Origin of the sequence: Streptomyces sp. NPDC058637, assembly GCF_042717325.1 — a bacterium.
GTDB lineage: Bacteria > Actinomycetota > Actinomycetes > Streptomycetales > Streptomycetaceae > Streptomyces.
The window spans coordinates 34,393-59,013 of the sequence record NZ_JBHXRD010000018.1 but is presented as its reverse complement, the minus strand read 5'-3'; the positions used below and the strand labels follow the sequence as shown (position 1 = coordinate 59,013).

Annotated in this window: 25 protein-coding genes and 5 pseudogenes; 17 read left to right on the top strand and 13 right to left on the bottom strand. The window is 68.2% G+C overall.

Translation table 11 applies throughout. The annotated features are described in order from the left end of the window. Positions 1-883: 883 nt before the first annotated feature. On the bottom strand, positions 884-1,702 hold the full coding sequence (locus tag ACFWVP_RS19650) for an APH(3'') family aminoglycoside O-phosphotransferase (RefSeq protein WP_384498212.1): 819 nt from the start codon (positions 1,700-1,702) through the stop codon (positions 884-886). A gap of 262 nt (positions 1,703-1,964) precedes the next feature. Between ACFWVP_RS19650 and ACFWVP_RS19645 the strand changes: the two genes are divergently transcribed. From ACFWVP_RS19645 to ACFWVP_RS19620, 6 genes and pseudogenes are all read left to right on the top strand, one after another. Beyond that, a complete protein-coding gene (locus ACFWVP_RS19645) occupies positions 1,965-2,114 on the top strand; it encodes a hypothetical protein (RefSeq protein WP_384498210.1) in 150 nt (49 codons plus the stop codon). A gap of 601 nt (positions 2,115-2,715) precedes the next feature. Beyond that, positions 2,716-3,672, top strand: a complete 957-nt coding sequence (gene rsgA, locus ACFWVP_RS19640; RefSeq protein WP_384498208.1) for a ribosome small subunit-dependent GTPase A — start codon at positions 2,716-2,718, stop codon at positions 3,670-3,672. A 224-nt stretch (positions 3,673-3,896) separates the two neighbouring features. After that, on the top strand, positions 3,897-4,412 hold the full coding sequence (locus ACFWVP_RS19635; protein ID WP_384498206.1) for a GNAT family N-acetyltransferase: 516 nt from the start codon (positions 3,897-3,899) through the stop codon (positions 4,410-4,412). A gap of 431 nt (positions 4,413-4,843) precedes the next feature. After that, a pseudogene (locus ACFWVP_RS19630) lies at positions 4,844-5,134 on the top strand (hypothetical protein); the annotation flags it as partial. Between the two features lie 94 nt (positions 5,135-5,228). Next, on the top strand, positions 5,229-5,909 hold the full coding sequence (locus ACFWVP_RS19625) for a DUF4166 domain-containing protein (RefSeq protein WP_384498204.1): 681 nt from the start codon (positions 5,229-5,231) through the stop codon (positions 5,907-5,909). Continuing rightward, positions 5,906-6,547, top strand: a complete 642-nt coding sequence (locus ACFWVP_RS19620; RefSeq protein ID WP_384498202.1) for a TetR/AcrR family transcriptional regulator — start codon at positions 5,906-5,908, stop codon at positions 6,545-6,547. The genes ACFWVP_RS19625 and ACFWVP_RS19620 overlap by 4 nt, the downstream gene beginning before the upstream one ends. Positions 6,548-6,601: 54 nt before the next feature. On the opposite strand, the gene ACFWVP_RS19615 is transcribed toward ACFWVP_RS19620, so the two are convergent. The 4 genes and pseudogenes from ACFWVP_RS19615 to ACFWVP_RS19600 all read right to left on the bottom strand — a co-directional run bounded on the left by ACFWVP_RS19615 (position 6,602) and on the right by ACFWVP_RS19600 (position 9,339). Next, the gene (locus ACFWVP_RS19615) at positions 6,602-6,886 is read right to left on the bottom strand and encodes a hypothetical protein (RefSeq protein WP_384498200.1); all 285 of its coding nucleotides are present in this window, start codon (positions 6,884-6,886) and stop codon (positions 6,602-6,604) included. 55 nt (positions 6,887-6,941) lie between these two features. Continuing rightward, a pseudogene (locus tag ACFWVP_RS19610) lies at positions 6,942-7,504 on the bottom strand (recombinase family protein). A gap of 6 nt (positions 7,505-7,510) precedes the next feature. Continuing rightward, entirely contained in the window at positions 7,511-7,909 is a 399-nt protein-coding gene (locus ACFWVP_RS19605; protein ID WP_384498198.1) for an STAS domain-containing protein, read from the bottom strand. After that, positions 7,906-9,339 (bottom strand): PP2C family protein-serine/threonine phosphatase, encoded by a 1,434-nt coding sequence (locus ACFWVP_RS19600; RefSeq protein WP_384498196.1) that lies wholly within the window; start codon positions 9,337-9,339, stop codon positions 7,906-7,908. The genes ACFWVP_RS19605 and ACFWVP_RS19600 overlap by 4 nt, the downstream gene beginning before the upstream one ends. Before the next feature lie 248 nt (positions 9,340-9,587). Here ACFWVP_RS19600 and ACFWVP_RS19595 point away from each other — a divergent pair, with 248 nt between their 5' ends. Together ACFWVP_RS19595 and ACFWVP_RS19590 are read left to right on the top strand one after the other, a co-directional pair. Further along, on the top strand, positions 9,588-10,070 hold the full coding sequence (locus ACFWVP_RS19595; RefSeq protein ID WP_384498383.1) for a transposase: 483 nt from the start codon (positions 9,588-9,590) through the stop codon (positions 10,068-10,070). A gap of 14 nt (positions 10,071-10,084) precedes the next feature. Then, positions 10,085-10,750: a hypothetical protein gene (locus ACFWVP_RS19590; RefSeq protein WP_384498194.1), complete on the top strand. Its 666-nt coding sequence runs from the start codon at positions 10,085-10,087 to the stop codon at positions 10,748-10,750. 24 nt (positions 10,751-10,774) lie between these two features. On the opposite strand, the pseudogene ACFWVP_RS19585 reads toward ACFWVP_RS19590, so the two are convergent. From ACFWVP_RS19585 to ACFWVP_RS19575, 3 genes and pseudogenes are all read right to left on the bottom strand, one after another. Then, a pseudogene (locus tag ACFWVP_RS19585) lies at positions 10,775-10,912 on the bottom strand (ATP-binding protein); the annotation flags it as partial. 577 nt (positions 10,913-11,489) lie between these two features. Next, positions 11,490-12,053 (bottom strand): hypothetical protein, encoded by a 564-nt coding sequence (locus ACFWVP_RS19580; RefSeq protein WP_384498192.1) that lies wholly within the window; start codon positions 12,051-12,053, stop codon positions 11,490-11,492. Between the two features lie 99 nt (positions 12,054-12,152). After that, entirely contained in the window at positions 12,153-13,352 is a 1,200-nt protein-coding gene (locus tag ACFWVP_RS19575; RefSeq protein WP_384498190.1) for a helix-turn-helix domain-containing protein, read from the bottom strand. Positions 13,353-13,480: 128 nt separating this feature from the next. Between ACFWVP_RS19575 and ACFWVP_RS19570 the strand changes: the two genes are divergently transcribed. From ACFWVP_RS19570 to ACFWVP_RS19560, 3 genes are all read left to right on the top strand, one after another. Continuing rightward, the gene (locus ACFWVP_RS19570; protein ID WP_384498188.1) at positions 13,481-14,170 is read left to right on the top strand and encodes a haloacid dehalogenase-like hydrolase; all 690 of its coding nucleotides are present in this window, start codon (positions 13,481-13,483) and stop codon (positions 14,168-14,170) included. 184 nt (positions 14,171-14,354) lie between these two features. Then, on the top strand, positions 14,355-14,693 hold the full coding sequence (locus tag ACFWVP_RS19565) for a hypothetical protein (protein WP_384498186.1): 339 nt from the start codon (positions 14,355-14,357) through the stop codon (positions 14,691-14,693). Positions 14,694-15,407: 714 nt separating this feature from the next. Beyond that, positions 15,408-15,998, top strand: coding sequence for a hypothetical protein (locus ACFWVP_RS19560; protein WP_384498184.1), 591 nt, complete (start codon positions 15,408-15,410; stop codon positions 15,996-15,998). A 401-nt stretch (positions 15,999-16,399) separates the two neighbouring features. Here the strand turns inward: ACFWVP_RS19560 and ACFWVP_RS19555 are convergent, their stop codons facing one another. Together ACFWVP_RS19555 and ACFWVP_RS19550 are read right to left on the bottom strand one after the other, a co-directional pair. Beyond that, the gene (locus ACFWVP_RS19555) at positions 16,400-17,506 is read right to left on the bottom strand and encodes a ParB/RepB/Spo0J family partition protein (RefSeq protein ID WP_384498182.1); all 1,107 of its coding nucleotides are present in this window, start codon (positions 17,504-17,506) and stop codon (positions 16,400-16,402) included. Beyond that, positions 17,503-18,753 (bottom strand): ParA family protein, encoded by a 1,251-nt coding sequence (locus tag ACFWVP_RS19550; RefSeq protein ID WP_384498180.1) that lies wholly within the window; start codon positions 18,751-18,753, stop codon positions 17,503-17,505. Before ACFWVP_RS19550 ends, ACFWVP_RS19555 begins: the two co-directional genes overlap by 4 nt. 659 nt (positions 18,754-19,412) lie before the next feature. Between ACFWVP_RS19550 and ACFWVP_RS19545 the strand changes: the two are divergent. The 3 genes and pseudogenes from ACFWVP_RS19545 to ACFWVP_RS19535 form a co-directional block, all read left to right on the top strand. Further along, positions 19,413-19,619: pseudogene (locus ACFWVP_RS19545) on the top strand (hypothetical protein); the annotation flags it as partial. Positions 19,620-19,830: 211 nt separating this feature from the next. Further along, positions 19,831-20,085 (top strand): annotated as a pseudogene (locus ACFWVP_RS19540) (DUF6924 domain-containing protein); the annotation flags it as partial. A gap of 101 nt (positions 20,086-20,186) precedes the next feature. Continuing rightward, a complete protein-coding gene (locus ACFWVP_RS19535; RefSeq protein ID WP_384498381.1) occupies positions 20,187-20,333 on the top strand; it encodes a DUF6924 domain-containing protein in 147 nt (48 codons plus the stop codon). 132 nt (positions 20,334-20,465) lie between these two features. Here ACFWVP_RS19535 and ACFWVP_RS19530 read toward each other — a convergent pair whose 3' ends face one another. After that, positions 20,466-21,152 carry a hypothetical protein gene (locus ACFWVP_RS19530; RefSeq protein ID WP_384498178.1) on the bottom strand — a complete coding sequence of 229 codons (687 nt, stop codon included), beginning with the start codon at positions 21,150-21,152 and terminating at the stop codon, positions 20,466-20,468. A 1,125-nt stretch (positions 21,153-22,277) separates the two neighbouring features. Here ACFWVP_RS19530 and ACFWVP_RS19525 point away from each other — a divergent pair. Next, positions 22,278-22,421, top strand: a complete 144-nt coding sequence (locus tag ACFWVP_RS19525; RefSeq protein WP_384498176.1) for a hypothetical protein — start codon at positions 22,278-22,280, stop codon at positions 22,419-22,421. A gap of 520 nt (positions 22,422-22,941) precedes the next feature. On the opposite strand, the gene ACFWVP_RS19520 is transcribed toward ACFWVP_RS19525, so the two are convergent. Together ACFWVP_RS19520 and ACFWVP_RS19515 are read right to left on the bottom strand one after the other, a co-directional pair. Beyond that, positions 22,942-23,313: a fic family toxin-antitoxin system, toxin component gene (locus ACFWVP_RS19520; RefSeq protein WP_384498380.1), complete on the bottom strand. Its 372-nt coding sequence runs from the start codon at positions 23,311-23,313 to the stop codon at positions 22,942-22,944. A 2-nt stretch (positions 23,314-23,315) separates the two neighbouring features. Continuing rightward, positions 23,316-23,477 carry a hypothetical protein gene (locus ACFWVP_RS19515; RefSeq protein WP_384498174.1) on the bottom strand — a complete coding sequence of 54 codons (162 nt, stop codon included), beginning with the start codon at positions 23,475-23,477 and terminating at the stop codon, positions 23,316-23,318. Between the two features lie 59 nt (positions 23,478-23,536). Between ACFWVP_RS19515 and ACFWVP_RS19510 the strand changes: the two genes are divergently transcribed. Both ACFWVP_RS19510 and ACFWVP_RS19505 read left to right on the top strand, forming a co-directional pair. Beyond that, complete coding sequence (locus ACFWVP_RS19510) at positions 23,537-23,917, top strand: hypothetical protein (protein ID WP_384498172.1); 381 nt, start codon at positions 23,537-23,539, stop codon at positions 23,915-23,917. Positions 23,918-24,085: 168 nt separating this feature from the next. After that, positions 24,086-24,433, top strand: a complete 348-nt coding sequence (locus tag ACFWVP_RS19505) for a DUF1330 domain-containing protein (RefSeq protein WP_384498170.1) — start codon at positions 24,086-24,088, stop codon at positions 24,431-24,433. Positions 24,434-24,621 lie beyond the last annotated feature (188 nt).

Sequence of the window (24,621 nt, the reverse complement as noted above, 5' to 3'; positions counted from 1 at the left end):
AGGGCTTTGGGCTTCCGTGTAGCCGTTTCCAATTTTGAGTCCCTTCGGTCCCTTGAGTCCCTAGGAAGTTGCGGGTGGAGGCCTCAGCGGCGGCATGTTGGCCGGGTGTTCCCGGCCGGGCGTGTCGGCGCCGGTGCCTCACGCCGGGGGCAGGGACTGGAACTTGTCGGCCCGTTTGGTCACTCTTCGGTCCCTCCCGTAAACCTGCAGGTCAAGTGCCCCATTGATCTGCTTCGAGGGACTGAAGGGACTGAAAGTTCTAGTTATGAGCTGTACATGAGTAGAGGCCTTGAGTCTCATGCGCGCGCATACACACGCACACATGATCAGTGGAACTGGAAAGTTCGGTCCCTTCGGTCCCTCCAGTCCCTGGATTTTTCACCACCATGCCCTATGACCTGGTCTTATGCCGAGGGACCCAGGCCAGGGACTGAACAACCACAATCACCAAGACCATGAGTACAGCCACGAACCAGCACCGGTTCCGCGCCGAGACGGTAGCTGTTCCGGATGAGAGGGAGCGTGATGCCCTCGGTGATGAGGGCGGCGCATCAGGGTCAGGGCATCGTGGGCGCCGCCGGCTGGTCGCAAGGTGAAGACCTGCGGCTGATGCGGGCCGCTCGAAGAAGTCGTCGGCCCTAGCGATGAGGCCGGCCGGGGTTGGACCCCCGAGCAGGACCTGGCCGGGGCAGGTCTGGGAGTTCGAGGCCGATCTTGTGCTTGTGGACGCAGATGAGGTCGGCGAGCTGCCAACGACTCGGTCCGCGTTAGAGCTCAGGGCGTGCTGGCAGGGCGCCGTAGGAGCCCACTGGTTGATCAGGCATGAAGAACCCGTGCGGTGTTGCCGTGTCGGGCTGGTCGTTCGACATCTTGGATCGAGTCGTCAGCCCCAGGTGAGCGGGTCGAGGTGGAGGTAGAATCGCAGGCGGTCGTGGTCCAGGGCGATGCCGTACCTCTCGGCGAATGCCACGTCCGCGGCCTGTGCATCCTCTTCGTCCGTCCATGTCTCTCGCGCATTGGCCAAGAGCAGTGCCAAGTCGGCGTATCTGTCGGCCTGCCCGAGGCGGCCCAGGTCGATGAAACCTGACACGTCCAGGGTCTGGGGATTGAGCATGATATTGGGCAGGCACAGGTCCCCGTGGCAGACGACTGTGTCGGCGGCCTCTTGATCCCGTCGCTGGAGGACCTGCCGGGTGAGGCGGGCCAGCAGCTCCATGGGGGGTGTGTGTTGCTGCCCGACGGGCAGGAACTCCGGGTTCACGGCGTCACGGGCTACGACGTCGTGTGCCCGGACGACCATGGTGTCCAGGCTTCGGCGGAACGGGCACTTGGACACGGGGACCTCATGCAGTCGACGGACGGCCTCCGCGATGCGGGCCCAGGAGGCCCGCAGATCCTGGGACGGCACTTGATTAGCGGGTACACCGTGGACGGCGCTGGTTACCAGGCAGGCTCCCGCATCACCGCCGTACCAGTCGAGTACCTGCGGGGCCGGTACGCCCTGACCGCCCAGCCAGGCGATCCGATCGCGCTCGGCCGTCAGGTCGGCTGCATCCGCAAAGGGTACGCACTTGGCATACCGGGCGGCGTCCGTACTGCGGAAGACGAAGGCCCCTGACTCGCCGGTGGTGACAGGCAGCCAGTCGCCGCCGATGCCGAACAGCGTCGGCGATACAGCCTGAGGTCCGAAGCGATCGTCCATGGCGGCGACTCTAGTCAGCTCGGCATTCCCAGCCCGGGGCCAGGCATCCCGTACGCGGCCACGACCGACGTGCGGTGAGGCCCTGACTCGCTAAACGGTCCGGCACTACCTTGCCCCTCCCATGCGCATCTCGGCGACCTGATCGAGGAGTTGGCAGACTCGTCGCCGGCTCGGCAGGAGTCTGCGCTCGGGAAGCGACGTGGCGGCGCGCGGCTTCGCGGTCTCCGACCGCCCCGGTGTCCGGCTTCGCACCGTGGCCGACGTGTTCGCTTATGCCGAAACCGAGGAGATCCGACTGCGGATCGAGGGCGCGGAAGCCCAGGTCCGCCAGCTCAAGGCCAACTGGGATTCCTGCTCGGTGGTGTGCTGCTGGCGCTGCACCCCGTGGATGAGCTGGGTGCCGAGGCGGTGACCGCCATCCCGTCTGCCGCTGTGCGGTCGGGGATCACGCTCGCCTGCAATGTGGACAGCCGTCAGCAAGTGGATGCTGCCTTCGCGGCCGCGGTGGCGGCGGGTGTGATCGTGGTTGCTGATCCGGTGGACCGTCCTCGGGGGCGGCCGGTCGGCGTATATCGCAGACCCGGAAGGCAATCGCTGGGAGATCGCCTGGGCGTCCAGCGCGAGGTTCGATGCTCGTGGCGCGTTGACCGGTTTCGGTAGCTGAGTGTCCGTTCTCGTCAGAAGCTGTGTCATATCCCATGATCTGTGACGTTCCGTGAGGCGTACTGCTTTCGGCTCCGGAGCGAATTTTGTCGTAACCGGGGGAGCCGCCACCCGAGGCTCGACGGTCAACTCAGGTGGTATGCTCTCGCAGGACTTTTGGGCTTGTGACTATTCGAGGGAGGTGAGGTTAATGATCGCGGTAGAGACCGCTGCTGTCGGCAGCGCCCGGACCATCCTCACGTCCCGGGTCCCGGTCTAAATTCGTTCCCCTCCATCCTGCTGTGAGCGTGCTCGCTCGCGCGGTGGTCGTGCGACGTCCTGACGGGGCCCTCATCCAAAGGTCTCTCACGTTGTCATCCTCTTTCTCTACCTCTTCCACCTCTAGCTCCTCGTCCGGGTCGGCCGGTTCCACGCTGGCCGCGTTCGGGTGGGACGAGGCGTTCGACCGCACCTTCGCCGCACATCGCGCCGCCGGTCTGGTGCCGGCCCGGATCGTGCGCGTGGACCGTGGTCAGTGCGACGTCGCCACCGAGTCCGGCCCGGTCCGGGCAGGCTCCTCAGCGGTCTCCTCGCCAGATCCCGTCCATTCCCCGTGCACCGGCGACTGGGCCGCCCTGCGCACCGGCTCCGATCCGCAGCTGATGGCTCTGCTGCCGCGCCGCAGCGCCATCGTGCGCTCCGGCGCCGACCGCTCCTCGCGCGGGCAGGCACTCGCTGCCAACATCGACACCGCGGTTATCGCCGTCTCGCTCGCGGCCCCGCTCAATCCGGGCCGGATCGAGCGGCTCCTCGCGCTGGCGTGGGACAGCGGCGCACGGCCAGTTCTCGCCCTCACCAAGCAGGACCTTGCGGACCCGTCCGGCGCCGACGCCGTGCAGGCCGAGGTCACCGCTCTGGCGCCGGGCGTCGACACCGTGGTCACCAGCGCCGCCACCGGTGTGGGCCTGGACGTCCTGACCGCGGTGGCGTACGGCACCACGGTGCTTCTCGGCCCCTCGGGCGCGGGCAAGTCCACGCTGGCCAACGCGCTGCTCGGCGACGAAGTCCTGGCGACCGGCGCGGTGCGGGCCCAGGACGGCAAGGGCCGGCACACCACCGTTCACCGCGAACTCCTCCTGCTGCCCGGCGGGGGCGTCCTCATCGACACCCCGGGACTGCGCGGGATCGGCCTGCAGGACGCCGCCGACGGTCTGGAGCAGGTCTTCGCCGAGATCGAGCAGCGCGCTCAGGAGTGCGCTTTCCGGGACTGCGGCCACGACACCGAGCCCGACTGCGCCGTCCAGGGGCGATCCACACCGGTCAGCTGAGCGAACGCCGCCTGGACAGCTACCGCAAACTACTGCGCGAGAGCGACCGGGCGGCCTCCCGCGGCGACGCCCGCCTGCGGGCCGGCCGCACCGACCAGCAGAAGTCCATCACCCGCCATCTGCGCGCCACCTATCGCTTCCGCGAGCGCCAGCAGTGACGGCGTACGACCACGCCACTCAGACCCCCCTCCTTGTGTCTCTGTGAAACGGACCAGCCTCTCCTCATGAACAACCCCCTCATCTGGACCACCCGCCCCGAGACCGCCGCCGACATCGCCGCGATCCGCGCGGTCAACCTCGCCGCGTTCCCGACCCCGCTGGAAGCCGACCTGGTCGAGGCCCTGCGCACCGACCCGGCCTGGATCGACGGCCTCTCCCTTATCGCGCAGGCCCCGGACGGCACCATCGCGGGCTTCGCGCTGCTGATCCGCTGCCACATCGACGACAGTCCCGCCCTCGTGCTGGGCCCGTGCGCGGTACTTCCCGCTTACCAGAAGACGGGAGCGGGATCCGCCGCGATCCGCGCCGCCCTCGACGCCGCCCACGCCCAGGGCGAGAATCTCGTCACCTGCCTGGGACACCCCGCCTACTACCCGCGCTTCGGGTTCACCCCGGCTTCACGCCACGGCATCCGCCCCGCCTTCGAAGTGCCCGACGAGGCCATGATGGTCCTCGCCCTGGATGCCACCGCTCCCGTCCCGAAGGGCACCATCCACTACCCGGCACCTTTCGGAGTCTGACGGACCCGAATTCCGGCCGGCCCATCGCACCACGGCGATGGGCCGGTGCCGGCCGCGGCTTCACGTCGTTGGGCATGGCGGTACATCCCTCTTCAGCAAACCTCCACACCGCACCACCCCATTCCCACTGCTCACAGGCATAGGGCTCGGGCTGTGCGTGCATGGACTGGGCTACACACCGGGCCGGCGACCTGAGCGCGGCTCCGAAGATGCGGATTAGGAGCTTCGGACCACGATCGAAGTGGCGCCCTCCCGCTCCCCTCCTCTTCCGCAGCACCCTGGCCGACGGCAGATTTCAGGAGCGCTGTCGCGTCTGTGCGCGGCACGACCCAACCAGCCTGCCGATCTCCTTGAGCGTTCGCTCAAACTGGGCTACCTTGCGGTTTGAGCGAACGCTCAAACTATGAGAAGAGTGAGGTGGCGTGGCGGCCATGGGGTTGTACGTGGAGACCGTGATCGACGCCCATATGGAGGTCCTCTGGGAGCGGACCCAGGACGCGGCGCGGCACCAGTCCTGGGACCTGAGGTTCACCTCGATCTCCTACATGCCCCGCGTCGAGGGAGAGCCGCAGAGCTTTCGCTATGCGACCCGGCTGCTGCCTTTCCTGTGGATTGCCGGCACTGGAGTCAGCGCGGGCGAACGGCAGCGGTCCGACGGCACGCGCGTCTCGGCGCTGCGCTTCGCCTCGGGTCACCCGCTCTCGCTGCTCGCCGAGGGCAGCCCCCGCTGCCCGGCACCCCCGCTGCACGCCGCTGCCGACGCACGCCTCCCGAGCGTGTCCGCGCCCCCCGGCTGCTCGCCACCCTGGAGTCCTCGTGACCTCGATCTTTCACACTCATATGGGCGCCGGCTTCGGCCGCCTGCACCCCGAGATCCGGCGGCGCTTCTCCGTCGGGCTCGACAGCGGCGAAGCCTGCGTCGGGCGCGGGACGATGGAGCGGATCCGCCACGGTGCCCCTTTCGTCAAGCCGTTCCTCCGGCTCGGAGGGACGCGCAACATCCTTGTCCCGCGCGAGGGGCGCCATGTTCCCTTCGTCATCGAGAACTTCCCCTACGTGGACTCCTTCGGCCGCGAGACGGTCACCTTCGTGCGGACCTTCCAACTGCCTGACGGCCCTCACCGCTTCGACGCCACGATGGTCTTCAGCCCCGAGCGCGACTGCGTCCTCGACTACCTCGGCACCCACCAGCACCTCGCCAGCGACCTCCACATGAGCGCCGAGCCCGACGGCTCGCTCCTCATCCGCTCCGGCGAGCACCGCTTCCGCGAAGGCCCCGTCGACGTTCGCGTTCCGTCCCTGATCGCAGGCGAAGCCGAGGTCCGCGAGTCGTTCGACGAGAGCACCGGCCGCTTCCGGATCCGGGTGCGGGTGACCAACCGGCATTTCGGCTTCCTCTTCGGCTACGAGGGGTTTTTCACCGCCGAGTACGCCGACGCGAGCGGGGGCGGACTCCGCGCCGGTCTTCGGCCCGTCCGCGAGGAGGCCCGCGCGTGAGCGCGTCCGGCGGGGCCACTCGCCTCAAACTCCTCGAAGGGGCCCTGCGCACCCTGGTCGAGCAGGGCATCGCCAAGACCTCGGCCCGCTCGATCGCGACCACGGCCGGGGTCAACCAGGCGCTGATCTTCTACCACTTCGGTTCCGTCGACGAACTCCTCGCCGCTGCCTGCGTGCACGGCGCCGAGCAGCGCGTCTCCCGCTACCGCGAGCGGCTCGCCGCCCTGGACTCCCTCACGGAACTCCTGACCTTCGCCCGCGCGATGCACGCCGAGGAACGGGAGGCCGGCCAGGTGGCCGTCCTCGGCCAGCTGTTGGCCGCCGGCCAGACCGCGCCCGCCCTCGCGTCCGCGACCTCCGCCGGGCTCGCGCTGTGGATCAAGGAGCTGGAGGCCGTCCTGACCCGGCTGCTGGCCGCGACCCCCCTGGCCGCCTTCGTCGACCCCGCCGGGCTGGCCCGTGCTGCGGCCGCCTCCTTCGTAGGCATCGAACTCTACGAGGGCGTCGACCCCGAGGGCGCCGCCCGCGCCTTGGACTCGCTCGAACAGCTCGCTGTCCTCGCTCAGGCCCTGGAAGGACTCGGCCCCCTGTCCCACCGGGCAGTCACCCACCGGCTGCGCCACCGCACCCGAGACTGACCTGGTGTGCCGCCTCGCTCGGCCAACGCAGCCCACCCACTTGTCGGTGAGACATCACCCGACTTGGCCCTGTTCTCGTACAGCTACGGCCAGGTGGTGTGTAGCGCTGAGTGACCACGCGGGGCTGCGGTCGCGCTGCTGAAGGGTGGCGAAGTCGGCGTGTGCCGTCTCGACTGCCTCCGGGTAAGCCTTGGTCTTCTCGTGCTGGGCGAGTGCCCGGTAGATGCTTGCGACCGAGGGGTTCAGTCCCTTGCGCTTGCCGGTGGGGATGATCAGGTCGGGCTTGATCTGCTCGACGGACTCGCCGAGCGCCTTGCGCCGCAGCACGGTGTGGAACATGTCGTCGGTGATGACCGGGGGCCGACCGCCGTACTTGCCCTTGCGGGCCGCGGTTTCAGCCCTTCCAACGTCGATTCGCGGATGTTTCCCGGGTTGGGCAGCATGTCGCGGGCGGCGCGCAGCAGGTTGTCGTTGACGACGGTGGGGCGGCCGCCGACGCGCCGCGGGCCCAAGCTGCGGCGAGGCCCTCGTTGGTGCCCTGCACGATCAGCTCCCGGACGAATTCCGCGAGCGCGGCGAAGACGTGGAAGATCAGGCGGCCGCCGGGGGGGCGAGCTTCTCGCGTAGGGAGGTGAAGCCGATCTGCCGCTCGCGCAAGTTCCCGACCATGTTCACCAGGTCTTGGAGGCTGCGGCCGTACCGGTCCAGGAAGGGGACGACGAGGGTGTCCCCTTCCTGGAGGAAGGCGTGGCACGCCTTCACTTCGGGGCGCGGGTCGTTCTTGCCGGACTTTTTCTCGAGGAGGATGCGCCGGCAGCCCGCGAGGGTGAGGGCGTCGATCGGCCGGTCGAGTTTCTGCCCGCCGGTTGAGACCCGGGCGTAGCCGATGCGGATCTCGGTGGGGTGGAGGGGGAAGGTGCCCAGGGGTCGTAGCCCCTGGGCTGAGGGGGCTGGCAAGGGTGTCTACGCGTCGATCGTGCCCTGTCTTGAGGCTGCGGTGGCCGTGTCTGGGCTGGGGGTGTGCGCGACGAGGGCGTGGGCGGCGGTGGGGAAGGCGGGCAGCAGGGCGCTGAGGCCGGTGAGGTCCAGCAGGCGTGCCAGGCGGTCGGGGACGGCGGCGAGGACCAGGGTGCCGTCGGCGGTCTGGGCGCAGCGGTAGATGCCGACGAGGGCGCTGAAGCCCGTGGAGTCGCAGAAGGTGACGGCTGAGAGGTCCAGGATCAGGTGCCGGTGGCCTTGTTCGATGAGGGCCAGTGCCTGGGCGCGCAAAACGGGGGCGGTGGCCATGTCGAGTTCCCCGGCGACGTGGGTCAGGGCGAGGTCGCCTTCGGTGTGCTGTGTGGTGAGGTTGAAGTCGGTCACGGTCGGCTCCCCGGTGTCTCGCCGGCGGGGGCGATGGTGTGGGCGGTGGCGGTCGCGGTGAGACCGTCCGTGGCGTTGGCGAGGGGGACGGACAGGGCCAGCAGGGCGACGTCGTCACCGGCCCCCTGGGGTGTGGCGTCGAGGAGGTCGACGGTGTCCCCTATGACCGCGCTCGCGCCGATGGGCCCGGTGCGAGCGGAGAGGAAACGGGTCAGGCCCTCGTCTCCGATCATCTCTCCGCCCAGGATGCGGGCCTCGGTCAGTCCGTCGGTGTAGAGGAGCAGTCCTTCGCCCGGGGCGAGGTGGAAGGTGTGGGAGGCGAAGCATGCCTCGGCGATGGCGCCGATGAGCATGCCGCCCTGAGGGCGCACCTCTTCCACCGTCCCCTGTCCGCGCAGGTGGTAGGCCGGGGGGTGTCCACCGGTGGCCACCGTGACGGTGAACCCGTCCTTCTCGTGGGGTTCAAGGGTGCCGAATACGGCGGTGCAGAACCGGGTACCGACGGCCGGGTCGAGGAGCAGCGCCGTGTTCAGTGCGGTGAGGACTTTGTCGGGGTCGGGGTCGATCAGGGCGGCGGCGCGCAGGGTGTAGCGGGTCAGGGAGGTGACGGAAGCGGCTTCGGGGCCCTTGCCGCACACGTCGCCGAGGAAGAATGCCCACCTCGTGTCGTCGAGGGGGAAGACGTCGTAGAAGTCCCCACCCACATCTTGCGGGGAGGCGGTGGCGTAGTGGCAGGCCAGTTCCAGCCCAGGGATCACCGGCAGTGCCGGCGGCAGCAGGGTGCGCTGGAGGGTGGAGGCGAATGCCTGGATGGCGGCCATGTCGCGCTCCGCGCGCTCGCGGGCTTCCTCCTGCTCGATGCGCCGCTCCTGCTCTGCGCGCAGGGCGTTCAAGGCCGCCAGACGCATCTCCAGCTCGTCGAGCACGATCGAAGCCAGGTCGGCGAGGGTGGCGGTGTCGTCCTTGCTGATCAGACGCGGCTTGGTGTCGAGGATGTTGACGGTGCCCAGCCGGTGCCCGTCACGGGTGGTGATCGGCGCGGCGGCGTAGAAGCGGACCGCCATCGGCCCGGTGACCAGACCGTTGTTGACGGCGACGGGGTCGGTGAGAGTGTCGGGAATCACCAGGGTCTCGTCGGCGAGGATCGCCGAGCCGCACAGGCCCGGTTCCCGGCCGATCTCGCTGACGCCCTCCAGGCCGTGGGCGGCCTTGAACCAGATCCGGTCCTCGTCCACGATCGTGACGCTCGCCACCGGCACCTTGAACAGCCGGGCGGCCATCGCCGCGACGCGGTCGAACGCGCCGTCGGGCGGGGTGTCGAGGATGTCGTAGCGGCGCACGGCGTCCATCCGGGCCGCCTCTTCTACCGCACTGAGCGTCTGCCGGCCCGACGTGTCCGCCGGGCTGGTCGCGTGTCGCGCTTGCGGCATATGTGCCTTCCCTTGACGCGCCGGCCTCGGTGGCCAGCGACTGTCGCAGCCTAGACCGGCCTTCTGCCGTCAATAGACCAAGGCACCCTCAAGTAATCAAAGCACGACGGATGATCATGTGATCGTGGAGGCACAGGTGCGTGACTACGGGTTCTCGGCGGCTCAGCAGGACGAGGTTTGGAAACGGTGGTGTGAGGGGCGGTCGCTCAGCTTGATAGGGCGGGCACTCGGGGCGCCAGAGCGGCGGCATCCGTCTCGCCCCCCAGCAGCGTTCCGAGCGGCACCTGACCGGCAGCGAGCGCGAGGAGATATCCCGCGGAACGGCGGCCGGGGAGTCTGCCCGGCAATTGGCCGAGCGGCTAGGCAGATCGCCTTCGACCGTCTCCCGCGAGATCGCCCGCAACGGCGGCCGAAACCTCTACCGAGCGGCGTCCGCTGATGCGGCGGCCTACACGCGCGGGCGCCGGCCCAAGCAGGCCAAGCTCGCCCAACGGCCGTCTCTGCGCGCCCTGGTGGAGGCCAAGCTGGCGCTGTGCTGGTCGCCCGAGCAGATCGCAGGATGGCTGCGACGGCAGTTTTCTCGTGACACATCCATGCAGATCTGGCACCAAGCGATCTACCTCTGTCGGCGTACTCCTCTGGCTGCACCACGGAGTACAGAGGTATGTGCACCAGTGATCTGGTCGAGTTCTGACCTCTGCCGCCTGCTGGCCCGTCTGCCGGTGCCGTAGGCCAGACTGTCCGGATGGCCGTGGACACAGTGCTCGCATCATCGGACGACATGCGGATCTACCTCGTCGATCAGTTCAACCTTGTGCTGCGCAGGCCGGGGGTGTACGGCGATGTGGAGCTCGCCGCTTGGATGGCGATAGACCATCTGCTCTTTCTTGAGCAACGGCCCGAAGTTTGGGGTGACCAGAAGCACGCCTGGGGCGAAGTAGGCCTTTGGCTCCCCACTGGCGTCAAAGGCGTCATCAGTCGTCTGCTTGTATCCGACCACGATGGCAGCGTGGCCTCCGTATACGCGGAGTTCGCATGGCGACAGGGGTGGCTCAAGCCCGACCGAGTGTTGGATGCCGAGACATACGCGTCAATGCGGAGCGTCATCGGTCCGTGGGCCCAGCACGACCGAGTGTGGGCGGATGTTCTTGCTGCCTTCGGTCCTCCGTCGGTTCTGTTCGGTGGAACCAACCCGCTCTACGGAAAAACCCTCGGTTATGTCACCAAGGACATCGCAGAGCCAATGATCTTTTTCCACCTGTGGAACGGCACCGAGCCTGGATCCGATTCGTCATGGCCCCCGGATCGGGAAGCGCCGTTGCTTCTCGCGGTCCGCTGTGGTGATGGCCCGTTCGCCGATCGATTCACGTTCACACCGGAAGGTCAACGCCTTCGCCCGGAGATCGCCTGACACCAGTGACGCGCGAACTCAAGTTCAGGCTGCGTCTGTGTCGCGTTCGATGGCGGCGAGACGGTTCTTGAGCCGGTAGCTGGGGCCGTTGATGGAGATCACGTCGCAGTGGTGGAGGCGGCGGTCGAGGATGGCGGTGGCCAGGACCTCGTCGCCGAACACCAAGCGGACGGTGTGGCGCTGGCTAGCGCCGCCCAAGCCGACCGCGTCTGCCGTGCGTCCACGTTACGAGCTGAGCCAGGCCGATCGGGCGGCGCTCGTTTTCTACCGGGGCGACGTCGCCGCGATGGTCCGTGCCCGGCGCGCTGTGACCGGCGGGGACGGCACGACGGCCGGGGTACCGGTGCCCGACTTTCTTGCCGAGGGCTGGGCGAGCGCGAAGCCGGTCGCGGAGCGCCCGCTGTACCAGGCGTTCACCGGCGGCCTGCCCCCGGCGGAGCGCGCGGCGTGGAAGACCGGTGAGGCCGGGCGCCGGGCGGGCTCGGTCTACCTGCGCCGCCCGGACGCGCTGCGCGGCCGGTGCTGGGAGATGGACCACAAGCAGCTCCCGCTCCTGGTCCTGCCGCCGAAGGGCGAGGCGCTCGCGCCGTGGCTGACCATCGTGGTAGGCGATGGCCCACCCGGGCCCTGCTCGGCTGGGCCATCGCCACCACCCCGGTCTCCGGCACGGTCCTCACCGCTATGCGCATGGCGCTCACGGGCAAGAGTGCAGAGCGCGTTCAGCGGTTCGCGATGGTGTTCAGGGACAGGCGGGTGCGCAGGCCCAGAGCTCGGTGGCTTCGGTCAGGAGACCGGTGTCGCTGCGGTGGGTCCCGAGAGAGCGGTCGCGGTGCAGGCGTGTACCGCACAGTGCGCAGTTCCATCCCCGGATCTGGTCGAAGGTCAGCCGGGAGAGGTCCAGAGGCGTCTCGGGTGCTGTGGCGGCGCGGGGGCCGAGGACGGTTTCCAGGGCTTCACGCAGGAGGCGGGTGGCGGCGAGCGGCTGCTGTGCGGGGATGAGCCAGTAGGGGCCGGGCGGTGTCTGCTTGTGCGTGGGTGGCAGGACCACGTGGTTGGTCTCCCCCAGCGCCGTGCACTGCGGCAGGTCGGACCAGGACTTGGTGGTGCCGGGCGGCACGAGGAAGTACATGCTGCGGGCAGCGGGGTCCATGATGACGGGGCCGGCTCCGGGGCCGAGGCGCTCGATGACCTGCAGGCCTACGAACCGGGTCACCCGGACCGCGTCCCAGTCCTGGCCGGCCGGAGCGAGGCGGGCCCCGGCCATGGCTGCCGCTTTGTCCGACGGTGCGGCACCGGTGTTCATCGCGTTCCCCTTGTCCACGGTCTGTGAAGGGGGACCGTACGACGGCACCGGGGCGGGTACCCGAGCTGAGAGTCCGGGTCGGCTCCTGGCCCGGGTGTCTCAGACGAGTTGGAGGCGCTCGGCCAGGGCGGCGGCCTGCCGGCGGTAGGTGGGTCGGGCCCGGCGCACGAGGGAGATCGCCAGAGTCCTGCCCAGAGGACTGCGCTGCAGGTCCTGCGGTGCGAGGGCTTCCAGCTCCAGAAGATGCACCAGGACCGCGGTGTCGTCCCGGCGCAGGTCGTAGCACCGGGCGACTTCCAGCCCGAACGTGAACTGCCGCTCGAGGGAGGGCAGCCGGCTGGTGTCCACGCGATCGGCCAGGCGAAGCCCTTCGGCAGCGTCGCCGTCGGTCATCTCCACGGACACGGCGTGCAGCATCGTGTTGGTGGGGCCGAACACGGTCCGGCCCACGTTGCCCTCCCCCGACCGGCGGGCCAGTGGAAGTACCCTGGTCATGAGGCGGTCCCGGGCGGCCCAGGCCCGGCCGGCCCGCGCCTCGGCGACGACCACGACGAGTTCGAGGGCACCTCGGACCGCGGCACCCTGCGACGTGGGAAGCACCCGGGCCAGGTCTTCACCGGCGGTCTCCGCGACGTCGGCAGCAGCGCCTTCCTGCCCGGGCTGGGACAGCAGGGCGTGCCCCAGGTTCCACTTCGCGACCGCCATCCGCAGCGGGTCATCGGCCTCCTCGGCCGCCCGCAGGGCCCGGTCGGTGACCATGAGGGACAGATCAGTGCGCCCGGTGCGCCGGCAGTACGAGCGCAGCAGCCCGTACAGGTCGGCGGCCAGGCGCTGAACGTCGCGGTGCTCGGCCGGGGCGGGGCGGGTGGTGCGCAGGGCGGTCTCGATGTCGCCGATCAGGTCGGGCAGGACGGTTTCGACGTCGGTGAAGCGGGTGGCGGAGGTCTGCCAGATCCGCCAGGCCTCTTCCACCCGGTCCAGCAGCCCGCCCGGGGCGAGATCCGTGGAGGCCCGGCGGGGGCGCTGTCCCAGCAGGGCGCGCACGACGTCGGCCCCCGGGGCGGGTCCCGGTGCTGGGCGGGCCGGCTGGTCGTCGCCGAGGAGGTAGCCCACCGGGACTTTCAACTCGGCCGCCAGCCGGGCGACCACCTCGCTGGACGGGGACTTCAGCCCGCGCTCGATCTGGGAGAGGTAGTCCGTGGTGATCCCGCACAGGCCTGCGACCGCGGCCTGGGTCCGGCCCATGCCGGTACGCCGCTCCCGGATCCGCTCACCGGTCGGCAGTGTGGGCAGCCTCATGTGTATGTCCCCTGTCCTGTTGCTCTGCGCCAACCGTAGAGTGGCGGTGTCCGCAGGCAGTTGGCTTTCCACCAACGTGTGACACCGTGGCCCGTGCACGGGGCGGGGCGGTGACTGGGAGGCTGACGTTGAAGCTGGTGCTGTGGGACATCGACCACACGCTGATCGCCACCCGGGGCGTCGGGCGCGACATTTTCGGCCACTGCTTCGAGCTGGTCACCGGGCAGCCGATGCGCGAACAGGCCACGGTCGACGGATTGACGGAACCGGTCATCTTCCGGGAGACAGCGAAACTCCACGGCATCACCAGCGACCGGTCCATGTTCGAAGCCTTCGCCCGCCTCTCTGCCGAGCAGCACCGCCTGCGGGCCGGTGAACTCCGCGAGCGCGGCCACGCACTGCCCGGCGCAGCCCGCGTACTCGCAGCCGTGGCCGCCCTGGGGGGCGTGGCGCAGACAGTCGTCACCGGCAACCTCGCCGCGGTGGCACAGACGAAGCTCGCCGTGTTCGGACTCGACACCCACATCCGCTTTCCGCTCGGGGGCTACGGGGAGGATCACGACGAACGTGCCGAGCTCGTCCGGACCGCGATCCGCCGGACCAGCAGGGGCCTGAACACTCTGATCGATCCGCAGGATGTCCTGCTGATCGGTGACACCCCGGCCGATGTCAAGGCAGCCCTGGACAACCACGTCACCGTCCTCGCCGTCGCCACGGGGCGCTTCACCGCCACCGAACTACGCGACGCCGGGGCCGGTCTCGTCACCGCGGACCTTGAGGACCCCTCCCCCGTGCTCCAGGCCCTCACCGGACGCTGACGTCTTGGCCCCGCCGTCACGTCCGGGTGATCGGCCAGGCCGGCCCGTATCCCGGAGTCCCGGCTGCGGTTGGCCATACATGCGAAAGATCATTTACTGGGCTGCCGGAACGGCTGTACTGCTCGGAGGTACACCCCTCCCGGCGCACGCTGGCACCAGCCATGCTCCTGCTCCTGCGCGGATCATGGACACGCACCGCTGCACAGACCGCGGCAATTACTGCATCACCGTTCAGTACAACACCGCGACGCGCGTGCCGCTGATCATCGCCCATAAGGTCTCCGGGGTGAAGAACCACACCTATTGGGCACGGTGGTCCCACAAGAAGCCCGGCCACAGCACCCAGACCAGCGGCTGGAAGAAGTCGACCTGGACCGGCGACAACGGACGGGCCCCCGGCGTCGCGGTCGAAACGCTGTGGGGAAAGAAGGGCCGACCCGGCGGCCCGAAGCTGCCCAACGGAACCCTGATGTGTACCCAGTTGAAGGGATCCGCTCCGAAAACCTGTTCCGTCCTGGGCTGACCGCCGGGTCGGCTCAGCAGCGGCGATCACGAAGTCGACGCCGACAACCTGTCTCCGCCGCCCCAGCGCCCCGGCCTGCCATGCCTCCTTCGCAGAACTGCAGGCTCGCGTTGCGGTCCGCCAGGTGGTGCGCGAGGCGTGAGCGGAGGGCATCGAACACACCTTGCGGCTGCGGGTCTTCGCCGGGCGGGCCTGGCCGGAACCGGTCGCCGCTCGGAGTTGGATCCGCTTCGGCAGCGAGCTGCAGTGATACTGCCGTCGTGGTCCCAGGGTGGTGTTGGGAGTGTGGCTGAGAGCCAACAACACTTGGCGCGTTCAACTCAAGTGTGAGAAGGCCAGCTGCCGGCCCCGGTCTCGACAACGGCCTTGGTGGGCCGATTCTGTGCAGTCCCGGACGTTCTCAGTGGCTCGAAATCCCGTGTACGGCCTTCTGGCGGGCTGCCAGGGTCGCCAAGGTCGTGCCGCACCAGCCACTGCGAGATAGGTCGTCCAGACCCCCATTCTGTGTTTCGCCTTTCAGTCGCTATTGGCGTTTCACCCGATTTCTGTGCAGCAGCTGTCCTGTCTCATCGGACCTTGACCAGTCTCACCGCTTGAGCACCAGCTTGTGAATGAGGCCGCGCACCCACGCCTGCGGGCCTCGCCACCTTGTCCCGCCCCAGGCCCCTGGCGGTTGACGCCGCCGCTGTCGGAGGCCCCGGTTACGGTTGCCAGGTGAACGGATCGAATGCACCAGCCGACGTGCCCGCCCACCACCGCGCGTTGTTGCCTCTCCTGGGTGCCGACCAGGAGGTCATCGACTTCTTCGCTGGGGTTGCGGATCTCGATGCGACGGACCCGGCCGACCTGGAACTGGAAGACGGGGTCCGGCTTGCCTCTGGAGCCCGGCTTGAACAGTTTGCGCGGGCGGGCTCAGGTGACGCGTTCTGCTTCGTCGGCGAGGGCGGAGAGGAACGCCCCGTGGTGTACATCAGCCTCGACGGCGAGGCCGGACCGCTCGCCCTCGGACTGCCAGAGTTGGTGCGGCTGTGTCTGGTGGCACCCTGGTGGCGGGATGCTCCCGGACGGACGGCTGGAGAACTCCAGGCACTCGCCGACGAGTACCGGGAGGACATGCCGGACCTCGACCGGCGACGCGACCGCGCGGCCCGGGCGCTCGGCCTCGATCCGGCCGGACTGCCGTCCGAGGCGGCAGCCCTGGCCCGGCTGGTGGAACTCTCCCGAGGAGCGGTCGCCGTGACCTGCCTCGTCGTCGGGTACGAGGACGATCCGCTCGATCCCCTGTTCGTCAGCACCCCCAGTTGACGCCGGCTGACCGGCCATCCGGGCCCGGAGCCGTGTGTGGTCGGCCAGTTGTCCGCAGCCCGGACCCCAGTCGGCTGGCCACAAGCAAGCAGCCAAACCTCAGTGAGATCGGTCAAGGTTCAGTGGGACCGAACAGCAGCGCCCTCTACGACAAGCCGAAGAGAGCGCTGCCGTAGGTCATAGGTTGGGGGTCGGCGGGCGAGCCCATGCGACAGAGCACAGAGGGGAAGAACGCGTTAGCGTCACCCCATGGCCTGCATCGAGCTATGCAGGGCAGCTCCAGCTGAATGACCGAAAGGCCCTCGGAGGGTCTGGCACGAAGGACTCGAGGCGACCTGTGCAGTGCAGGCACAGCGTATGACTCATCGCCTCCTCGGTCCTCCCCCTCCCCGCCGTTAAAGCTATTGCTCTGCGGCTGGAGCCTGTCCATGGGCAGCGAGGAGCCGCGCCAGAAGAACCTGCTGTTGCTCGGAATCCATCTTCCACAACACGAGCTCTGCCACCGCGTTGGCGTCGTGCCAGGGCATTTTGATGACGCCTGCGCCCCCAACCGGAACGGAGACCGACTCGTCCAGCGCAGGCTCCGCGACATCCTCTTGCTGGCCCTCGAATTCCGTTCGCTGGGTCGGCAGTTCCTCAGGGATAGCCGCGGCAGCATCCTCCCCGGTGTGACCGGCGGGGGTATCACGCCGTGATACCCCCGCCTGCTCCGGCGGGGTGGCCTGGGCCGAGACCGGTGGTTCAGGCAGCGTCAGGACAGAGTTCTGCCCTTCTCCCCCACTACGCACAGCTGACCTCTGCCCGGTGGCACCAGCTGCTCGCCTGTCCGCCTTTTCCCGCTGTTCCGCCGGGGTCAGCTTGGACAGGTTACGAACGTGCTCGATCGTGCGGCGGCCTGAAACGAGGTCTGCCTGAAGCTCAGGGTCGAGGTCGAGGATCGACAGCTTCGAGGAGATCGTCGACTGCCCGATACCTAGCCTCTTTGCCGCCTTACTCTGCGAGCCGTAGAACTCGACGAGCTTGTGCAGCGCATGCGCCTGCTCGAGCGGATTCATGTCGTCACGGTGGACGTTAGCGACAAACGCGGCTTCGAGAAGTGACTCGTCGGTGGAGACGAGAGTGTCGTCGACGCTCACCCGGATCCTGGGGGCGCCGGCGAGTCGGGCGGCCTCAAGACGCCGGTGGCCGTCAATGACGATGTAGCGGGCGCCTTCATCAAGATCTCCCGCGCGGTCCGGGCGTTCGGAGAGGTAGGCCTCCACGCTGGCGATCGTGATGGCGTTGATGAGCCCGATCTCACGGATACTTGCGGCTAGTCCGTCCAGATCGCGAAGTTCTTCCCGGGGGTTATCAGGGTTCTGGCTGATGGCACCGAGGGGGAGCTCGGTGGGATCCGGAACTCCGTCGGTGGGTGCGCCGGTGACCGCGCCGATGGCGGCCCGTCGGGCGCTGATGGGGCGGGCCTGTGCAAAAGATGCCCCAGCGCCGAGGTTTTTGGCCTTACTCACTTGCTGATCTCCCGGGCGAGGGCGCGCAGCGCGACGGACTGATCGCACCGGGGCGCGTAGTCGAGGAGCGGCCGCTTGGCGCGGACCGCCTCCTTCTGTTCTTTCAGGTCTCCGATGACACCGACGACACGGGGATCCTTTATGTCCATCCAGGACTGGAGGGATGACGTGGCGATGTAGCCGCGGCGGGCGTCGTAGTGATTGACGACAAGGCCGAGGTAGTCGACGTCGAGTGCGAGGTCGGTGCGCATGTCCTCGATTTGGGACGTCAGAAGCCCGTAGGCGTCGGCACTGCTGTCCTCGGCCTGGACGACGATGAGGGCACCGGAGTTACCGGGGGATTCCTGGGGACGGCGGCGGCCGTAGTAGGTGGCGGCGTCCATGCTCAGGCCGAGGCTGGGCGGGCAGTCGATGAGGATGACGTCGTAGTCGCTCTCGATGGCAGACAGGGCACGTTCCAGGGACGCTTCGCGTGCACGCACAGAGGCGAGACGCACGTCGAGAAGGAAGGCGTCCGTGCACGCGGGCAAGAGGTGGAGCCGGTCGCCGAAGCGGTCGGCGTCGATCGGAACGATGAGATCACGCAGATCGCCCTTGCCCTCGCCCGCCATGTGGTTGGTGAGCGAGTCCCCCTCCATCGCAAGAGGTTCCTGGCCCAGCTGTCGGGTGAGGTGCCCCTGTGGGTCGAAGTCGACGAGAAGGACGCGCTGGCCGAGCCCCGGCAGGTCTTCAAGAGCAAGCGGGTCGCGAGTGCTGGTCTCGTCCTCTTCAAGCAGTGCTGCGAAGTGCTTGGAAACGCGGACAGGCACAAGCATCGTGGGGGCTTCCGCGAGCGCCTCCCCGGTGCCGGCAGTGATCGCGGTCTTGCCGACCCCGCCCTTCTGGTTGCAGACGATGAAGCGTCGAACGATGTCCGGCCGCTTCACGGCTGGTGCGGGATGAGTCTCGAGCCACACCTGAACGGACTGTGCGAGCCCTTGGATGAGGGAGACCCCCCGGGACTTGCAGTCGGCGCGGAAGCCCGACCACAGATCGGCGGGCAGGAAAGTCGCGAAGGACTCCGCGCCGCTCGTATCGATGGAGCTGAGGTTGGATCCGAGTCCGCGCCACGCCGTGATGCCTGCTTCGACAGCGTCTTGCATGTCGATGCCGTGCTGTACGGCGCGGATCTTCAGTTCCTGGCGTAGCCAGGAGGGCAGCTTCGAGACGACCTTCTCGCGGTCGCCCCTGGATTCAGGTGACGTCATAGTCCGTCACTCTACTAACGCGAAAGATCAATTGGGTACGCCACGCGTTAGCAATGAAAGTTTTCTGGCGTGGTCGTCCATCACGCCGTGATAGCCCACCCCACCTCGCGGACGAGGCAGGGGCAGCGGGCAAAGTGCTGCGTACTCCCCCACATCCCGTAGAACACCGGCCATCCGGCCCACGCTGATGCCAGTTGCGCCCTGCACCCAAGGGGGCAGTGGGCAATGACTGGTCGTAGGGGCTCGGGCTGGACCTGCCCTGGTGGACTATCACGCCGTGATAGTCCACCAGGGCAGTCGACGAACGACCTCGGATCAACGACGTCGGCAACACCACCGAAGCCGACGACAGCACAACGAAGCCGGATCGGGAATCACTGAAGCGAGCCGCCGGAAATGCCGACCAGCATCGAGAACTCCGTGAGCGAGAGCCACGTCCGCCGCGAGACGAACCACGGCCAGGCCCCACGTGCCGATCGCAAACGCGACCGCCAGCCCTCCACGTGCACGCCCCTGCGCACCTTTGAATCATGGAAGTCATCGGGAGACTCTGCTTGCGCCCTGCGCGCGGGCGGCGTCATCGGCGGAGAGGCCCAGCGGGACGATCCAGCTCATCTAGTGCTGTGCCCGCGTAGGTTCACCGGGTTGGGTCAGCGTGCTTGGGCCGCGAGGCGTCACGCCGCCTCCTTGCCCGCCGCGGCGTCACCTTCCAGCGCGCCAAGGCGTGGAAGGTGTCACCCGACCCGGAGCGCGAGGCGAAACTGGACCGGATCGAGGAGGTCCTGGACCGCAGGCCAGCAGGTCAGTTTTCGACCATCGGGGAACGGTCCGCGCCCGACGAGACAGGACAGTGGCCTATCACGCCGTGATAGGTCCGGGACGGCTGGCGCCCTATCACGGCGTGATACGTCGAGCCCGGTGGCAGCCATCCACTCCCCTGACATCCGGATAGTTTCGCCGTCTGACAGGCAACTCTGGCATCGTGCGTCGGCCTGGACTGAGACTCCGGCTGGGACGTTCCCCCTGGATCACTCCCGCAGTGGCTGGACGTCAGTGCAGCGTGGGAGATTCCTGGACATGACGATGCCGGAGGGCCTTGAGCGAGTGCTTCCTGAGGTCGGACGCGACTTGCTCGACGTCCTCGTCATCAGGACCGACTTTAGCGACGACGAGTCGTGGAATGTGGTGGTGGGGGAGTTGCGCCGGCCGTGGGGGCCGGGTGGTGAGTTTCCCGCGAGAGTGCAGCTGGTCGATGCGCCGACTTGGTCGGGAGCAACGGCTGACGAGGTTCTTGCCGCCGCAGAGGATGAGGAACCGAGTGTCATCTTCCTCGCTGACCGCGAAACGATGCAGTCGCCAACGCGGGCGTTGCCGGCTCTGTCGACCGACTGGGAGGACGAGAGCGACCTTGACCCCTCTACTACCAGGAACTCATCGAGTCGCCGGAGCCCAGGGAATTTCGAGTCCTGCCCGCCGCAGCGCACGGCGTCCAGGCGGACCTGGCGCTCGGCAACGCGGACTTCGCGGAGTACGCCAGGGCTGCTTCCCGAGAGCCTGATCAGGTGCTGCGGCCCATCTAGTAGCGCGAGCGCGTGCTCGGCCGCCTCCGCGAGCACTTCTACGGGGGAGCCGAGGGGTCACCTCGTGGGTCAGGGGCACCTCCGGGTGGCGGTCCGCCAAGACGGCGGTGAGCTCCAGGGGGCGTGGGGCGGTCAGGTGGCGGAGCGGTAGTCGGCGAAGTCGTCGAGCATCCCGTGGATGCTCGCGAAGACGGTGGCGGTGTTGGCCAGGGCTTGGGGCCGCGCGTCGCCGAGGTCGATGTGGCGCAGTTCGCGGTCGATGTCGTCGGTGCCCATGGCGTGGCCGGTCTCGAGTTCGGCGTGCTCTAGGCCGAAGTAGCGCAGGGCGCGACCGGTGGCGGCAGTGTAGTCGGTGGCGGCTGTCAGGAAGGCGCCCCAGAGGATGAAGCCAGTGGCTTCGACGGCTTCGACTATGGCGATTCGCAGCGGCGGAGTGGATGTGCGGGCCAAGCCCATGATCGTGTAGGCGGCGTCTCGGGTACGGGCGGTCTGCTCGCCCCACAGCGCGGCGATGGTGGCGACGGGTCCGGCGGGCTCGTCGTGGCCGAAGGCTGCGAGGTCGTCGAGGTACATGGGCCAGTGGTGGTCGTCCTCGCGTGTGTGCTCGTTGACGAGATGCTGGAGGTGGTCATGCTCCGCGTTCTCGTCGCGCAGGCCCATCGTGTTGATGTCCGCGAAGCCCATGACGAATGGGGCGAAGCAGGGGGCGAACGCCATCCGCTCGACTGGGTCGCTGTCGCGGTCGGTCAGGTGGCACAGGAACGGGTGCTGGGCGAGGCGGCGCTTGTGCTGGTTGATGTCCGCGATAACGGCCTTCATCGGGTCCCCTTGGGCGCGGTTTCTGGGCGCCCGTTCGGGTGTGGGCTGCCCATATCATGTGTACTCGTCCCGAGTGGTCCCGGGAAGGCTTGCGACGGGGCGGGGTTGGCGCGGGGGCGCGGCCGGCTGGCTGTGCGCGACTGGGGTACTGCTGGTCACTCGGGTGGAGAGCAATGGCCAACACCGCTTTCACCACGCCCGATGACCTCGATCGCAAGCTCCGCAGCGAGTTGCGCAGGATCCAACTCCGGCTCCGTCTCATCGACGGCTGTCTCACCGCCACAGGACTGGCAATCAACCCGCCGACCCCACCTTGAAAACCTCAGTAGCCGGAACAGTGGGCGGCCGCTGCCTCGTGCGCAGTGGGCGTAGATGGAGCCGTTGCTGCCGGATCGGACACCGAGGCGGGGCGTGGGGGGCGGGAACACTGAAGGGTCGGTGACCGAGCGGAACTCGGACCCAATCATCCGGTCCTCGCCATTACCAGGACACGTGTGCCTCCTGAGTGGCAATCAGCACTTTTGGTGACCACCGGCACTCTGGGGAAGAGAACGAGGAGCTGTTCCGGACAGCCGCCGTATTGCGCCCACCGCACCACGGTGAGCAGCATGTCAGCCGACCCAGCAAGAGGATAGGTCGCCGGGCGGTGCGCCCACCGGACCTGGATGCCGGTGCTGGCCTTGCCCATGTGCCAGGGTTCGGCTGTACGCCAAACCCGGGCGACGCACCGGCTCAGGGGGACCCGCAGCCGGTCGACATCGCCGGCCACGCTGAGCCCGTGCTTAGGCATGACTTCGATGTCAGGGCTTTGGGCTGAAGTGGCCGCATGTCTCTGGATAGCCCTGATGATCCACGCGTCTGGACGACGGTGCTCTGCGGTCGCTGCTGGTGGTGATCACGGCTGGGGAGACGGTGGCGCGGTACTCGCTCTGCCACGCCCTACGGGAACGGAATCGGAGACCTGCAAAGTACCGGCCAGGCAGGGGAGTAGCTGGGGGCCGTGTAGAGCAGAGGCGTCTTGCCATGGAGGGCAGGGGGATCACCTTGCTGTCCAGCCCTGAGCTGGTGGGCCTTTCGAGGCCCGGGGGAGCCCTTGGGCTATCACGGCGTGATAACCCAAGGAGGATGAAGGCGTTCTTCGCGCTTCTGGGCATCCCGCGAGACAAGGGGATGGAATACCGACAGCTCGCCACGCGCGACGACAAACGCGGCTACGCCTTCCTCGGCATCACCACCCTGACACGGGTCGCAATCTGGCTCCGCACATGAACCCCTATGCGACCCAGCCGTGGACGCCCTTGCCCTGGCGTGGGGCGCTGCTGACGAGAACATCCAGATCGTTGAGGATCTCGGAGGCGATCCGTGTCGATGGCCTCGCCGTCCTCCGCGCGCTGCAAGGACCAGGTGACAGCGGCAGCCTTCAGGTCGGTCCTCGGCGAGTACTGCGGGCAGGTGAGGCGAGATCGCGGACACGGCGCATCCGTCGGCACCCTGGCCGGCGACGAAACGAGGCTTCGACGAGCACCTCGAAGCCGGCGGCGACATCGACGACAGGTGTCGGCTTCGGAACCCGACACGTTGAAACGAGTATGCGGTGAACCTTCCGGGATAGGGCCCACCCACTCCGGGCGGATCATTCGCGGACCGCCAACCATCTTCGTGGTTGCTGCCACCTAGACGTGGCGGCCCTGGTGATGCGCAGGGGCAGAGGGAAGTGTCGCCTCCGTGGCGGCCGTCGGCATCCTCCTTAGCAGGAGGAGCGGGAGCCCTCAGGGGCCACCAGCCTGCGTCAGTCCTGCCAGGTACGCAGCTGCTCGGCGATGCTCGCCGCAGTACAGCGGGGGTTGTAGAGCTCTCGGGCCAGGGCGGCGAGTTGGTCGCGGCCCGGGTTGACAGGGATCCCGCTGGCGTTGAGGTACATGACCGCCACGGCACAGGCGACGGTGAGGTTGGAGTGCTCCAGCCAGCGGCAGCGACCGAGAGTGTGGACGAGGGCGGCGGCGTGCCCGTAGGGGCCGCCGTAGACGGGCTGCTCGAGGAGCTCGGCACGATGCCGTGCAACGGCGGCGAGCGGGACACCGAGGTCGTCGGGTGCCGGATCATGCTTTCCGGCCCGCTCAGCGGCTTCGAGAATCCAGGACAGGTCGACGTGCAGGGACATGCTCACGCAGCGGCGCCCCGGTCCTGCGTGGCCGGTGCGTGCTCCGCGTCGAGGTCGGTCTCCAGGCCGTCGAGGAAGTCGCCGTGCATGTCGACCAAACGCTGGGCGGCGGCCATACCGGCGGCGCGAGCGCCTGTGGTGTCCTCGGAAATGAGCCGTTCCACGTACCGGTTGAAGTCCAGGCGACCTGGAAGACGTCTCGGAGGCGGACGAAGCCGCCCTGGTGGCCACCGTGCTGCGCGACCCGGTCTTGTCGATGGCGGAGGCCGCGGTCAACCGCCATCTTGAGTGCCGGGCTTCCGAACTGCTGACCGACCCGGCGTTCACCGCCTGGGCCCACAGCATGGCCACGGTCATCGGGGACCGTCCCTTCCTCACTCGCCGTCTGCGCGAGTGGACCCTGCTCAGGGCAATCGGGCTGGACGAGCCGTGGACCGCCGAGCAAGTCACCACCGCATCCGACTGGTTCCAGCGCACAGCATCGGCCACACAGATCGTCACCTCAGCCGAGGCCCTCAGCCTGCTCGCTGAGCAGGGGCGAAGTCGCCGCGTTCGCAATGCAGCAAGCTGCCGACTGCAACATCCGGATCAGCAACCGACCTGACGCAATCCACAGGTCTTGACTATTCCTCCCGGACACGCAGGGCAGCGTTCGGGCACAAAGTCTACGGCGTACTGCCGGGCGAGTCGATTACCTGCCAGGTCATCGACCCCTGCGCATCTGGATGCCACGATCATCTGTGTACGAAGCCCGACCGACCGGAAGGACGCCATGCCCGCCTACGCCATAGCTCACCTGCAAGAGGCCACTCCACACTCGGAGATCGTCGAGTACGTCGAGCGCATACCTGCCACCTTCGAGCCGTACGGCGGCCGCTTCCTCGTGCACGCCACGCAGCACGAGGTGAAGGAGGGCAACTGGCCCGGGCATGTCGTGGTGATCGGCTTCCCCGGGATTGCCGAGGCGCGGGCCTGGTGGGACTCACCCGCCTACCAGGAGATCGCACCGCTGCGCTCGCGGCACGTCGAGGGCGACATCATCCTGGTCGAAGGCGTTCCCGAAGGCTACGACCCGACTGTCACCGCAAAAGCTATGCAGGAGGCTCTGCCTGCCGATTGAGCCCGGGCTCGGGCAGGCCAGGCCCTCCGTCGTCTCACGGAAACGCCCGCCCGTGTCTGACCTTCACCATGCAGCACCGGACCGAACCGTGGAAACGCCGCGTCTTCAACCGGGTCTTCGTCGCCGAGGCGCGGGAGGCGATCACCCGCCCCGCGCTGGAGGTCGCAGAAGGCTAGTGCTCTGACTGT

Bases quoted from the DNA above. Each gene is read 5' to 3' on its own strand.
- ACFWVP_RS19520 (WP_384498380.1), bottom strand. From the start codon at position 23,313: ATGTCCCTGCACGTCGACCTGTCCTGGATTCTCGAAGCCGCTGAGCGG.
- ACFWVP_RS19505 (WP_384498170.1), top strand. From the start codon at position 24,086: ATGCCCGCCTACGCCATAGCTCACCTGCAAGAGGCCACTCCACACTCG.
- ACFWVP_RS19550 (WP_384498180.1), bottom strand. From the start codon at position 18,753: ATGACGTCACCTGAATCCAGGGGCGACCGCGAGAAGGTCGTCTCGAAG.
- ACFWVP_RS19590 (WP_384498194.1), top strand. From the start codon at position 10,085: ATGGCCGTGGACACAGTGCTCGCATCATCGGACGACATGCGGATCTAC.
- ACFWVP_RS19650 (WP_384498212.1), bottom strand. From the start codon at position 1,702: ATGGACGATCGCTTCGGACCTCAGGCTGTATCGCCGACGCTGTTCGGC.
- ACFWVP_RS19530 (WP_384498178.1), bottom strand. From the start codon at position 21,152: ATGAAGGCCGTTATCGCGGACATCAACCAGCACAAGCGCCGCCTCGCC.
- ACFWVP_RS19635 (WP_384498206.1), top strand. From the start codon at position 3,897: ATGAACAACCCCCTCATCTGGACCACCCGCCCCGAGACCGCCGCCGAC.
- ACFWVP_RS19615 (WP_384498200.1), bottom strand. From the start codon at position 6,886: ATGTTCCACACCGTGCTGCGGCGCAAGGCGCTCGGCGAGTCCGTCGAG.
- ACFWVP_RS19600 (WP_384498196.1), bottom strand. From the start codon at position 9,339: ATGCCGCAAGCGCGACACGCGACCAGCCCGGCGGACACGTCGGGCCGG.
- ACFWVP_RS19565 (WP_384498186.1), top strand. From the start codon at position 14,355: ATGGACACGCACCGCTGCACAGACCGCGGCAATTACTGCATCACCGTT.
- ACFWVP_RS19580 (WP_384498192.1), bottom strand. From the start codon at position 12,053: ATGAACACCGGTGCCGCACCGTCGGACAAAGCGGCAGCCATGGCCGGG.
- ACFWVP_RS19525 (WP_384498176.1), top strand. From the start codon at position 22,278: ATGAAGGCGTTCTTCGCGCTTCTGGGCATCCCGCGAGACAAGGGGATG.
- ACFWVP_RS19575 (WP_384498190.1), bottom strand. From the start codon at position 13,352: ATGAGGCTGCCCACACTGCCGACCGGTGAGCGGATCCGGGAGCGGCGT.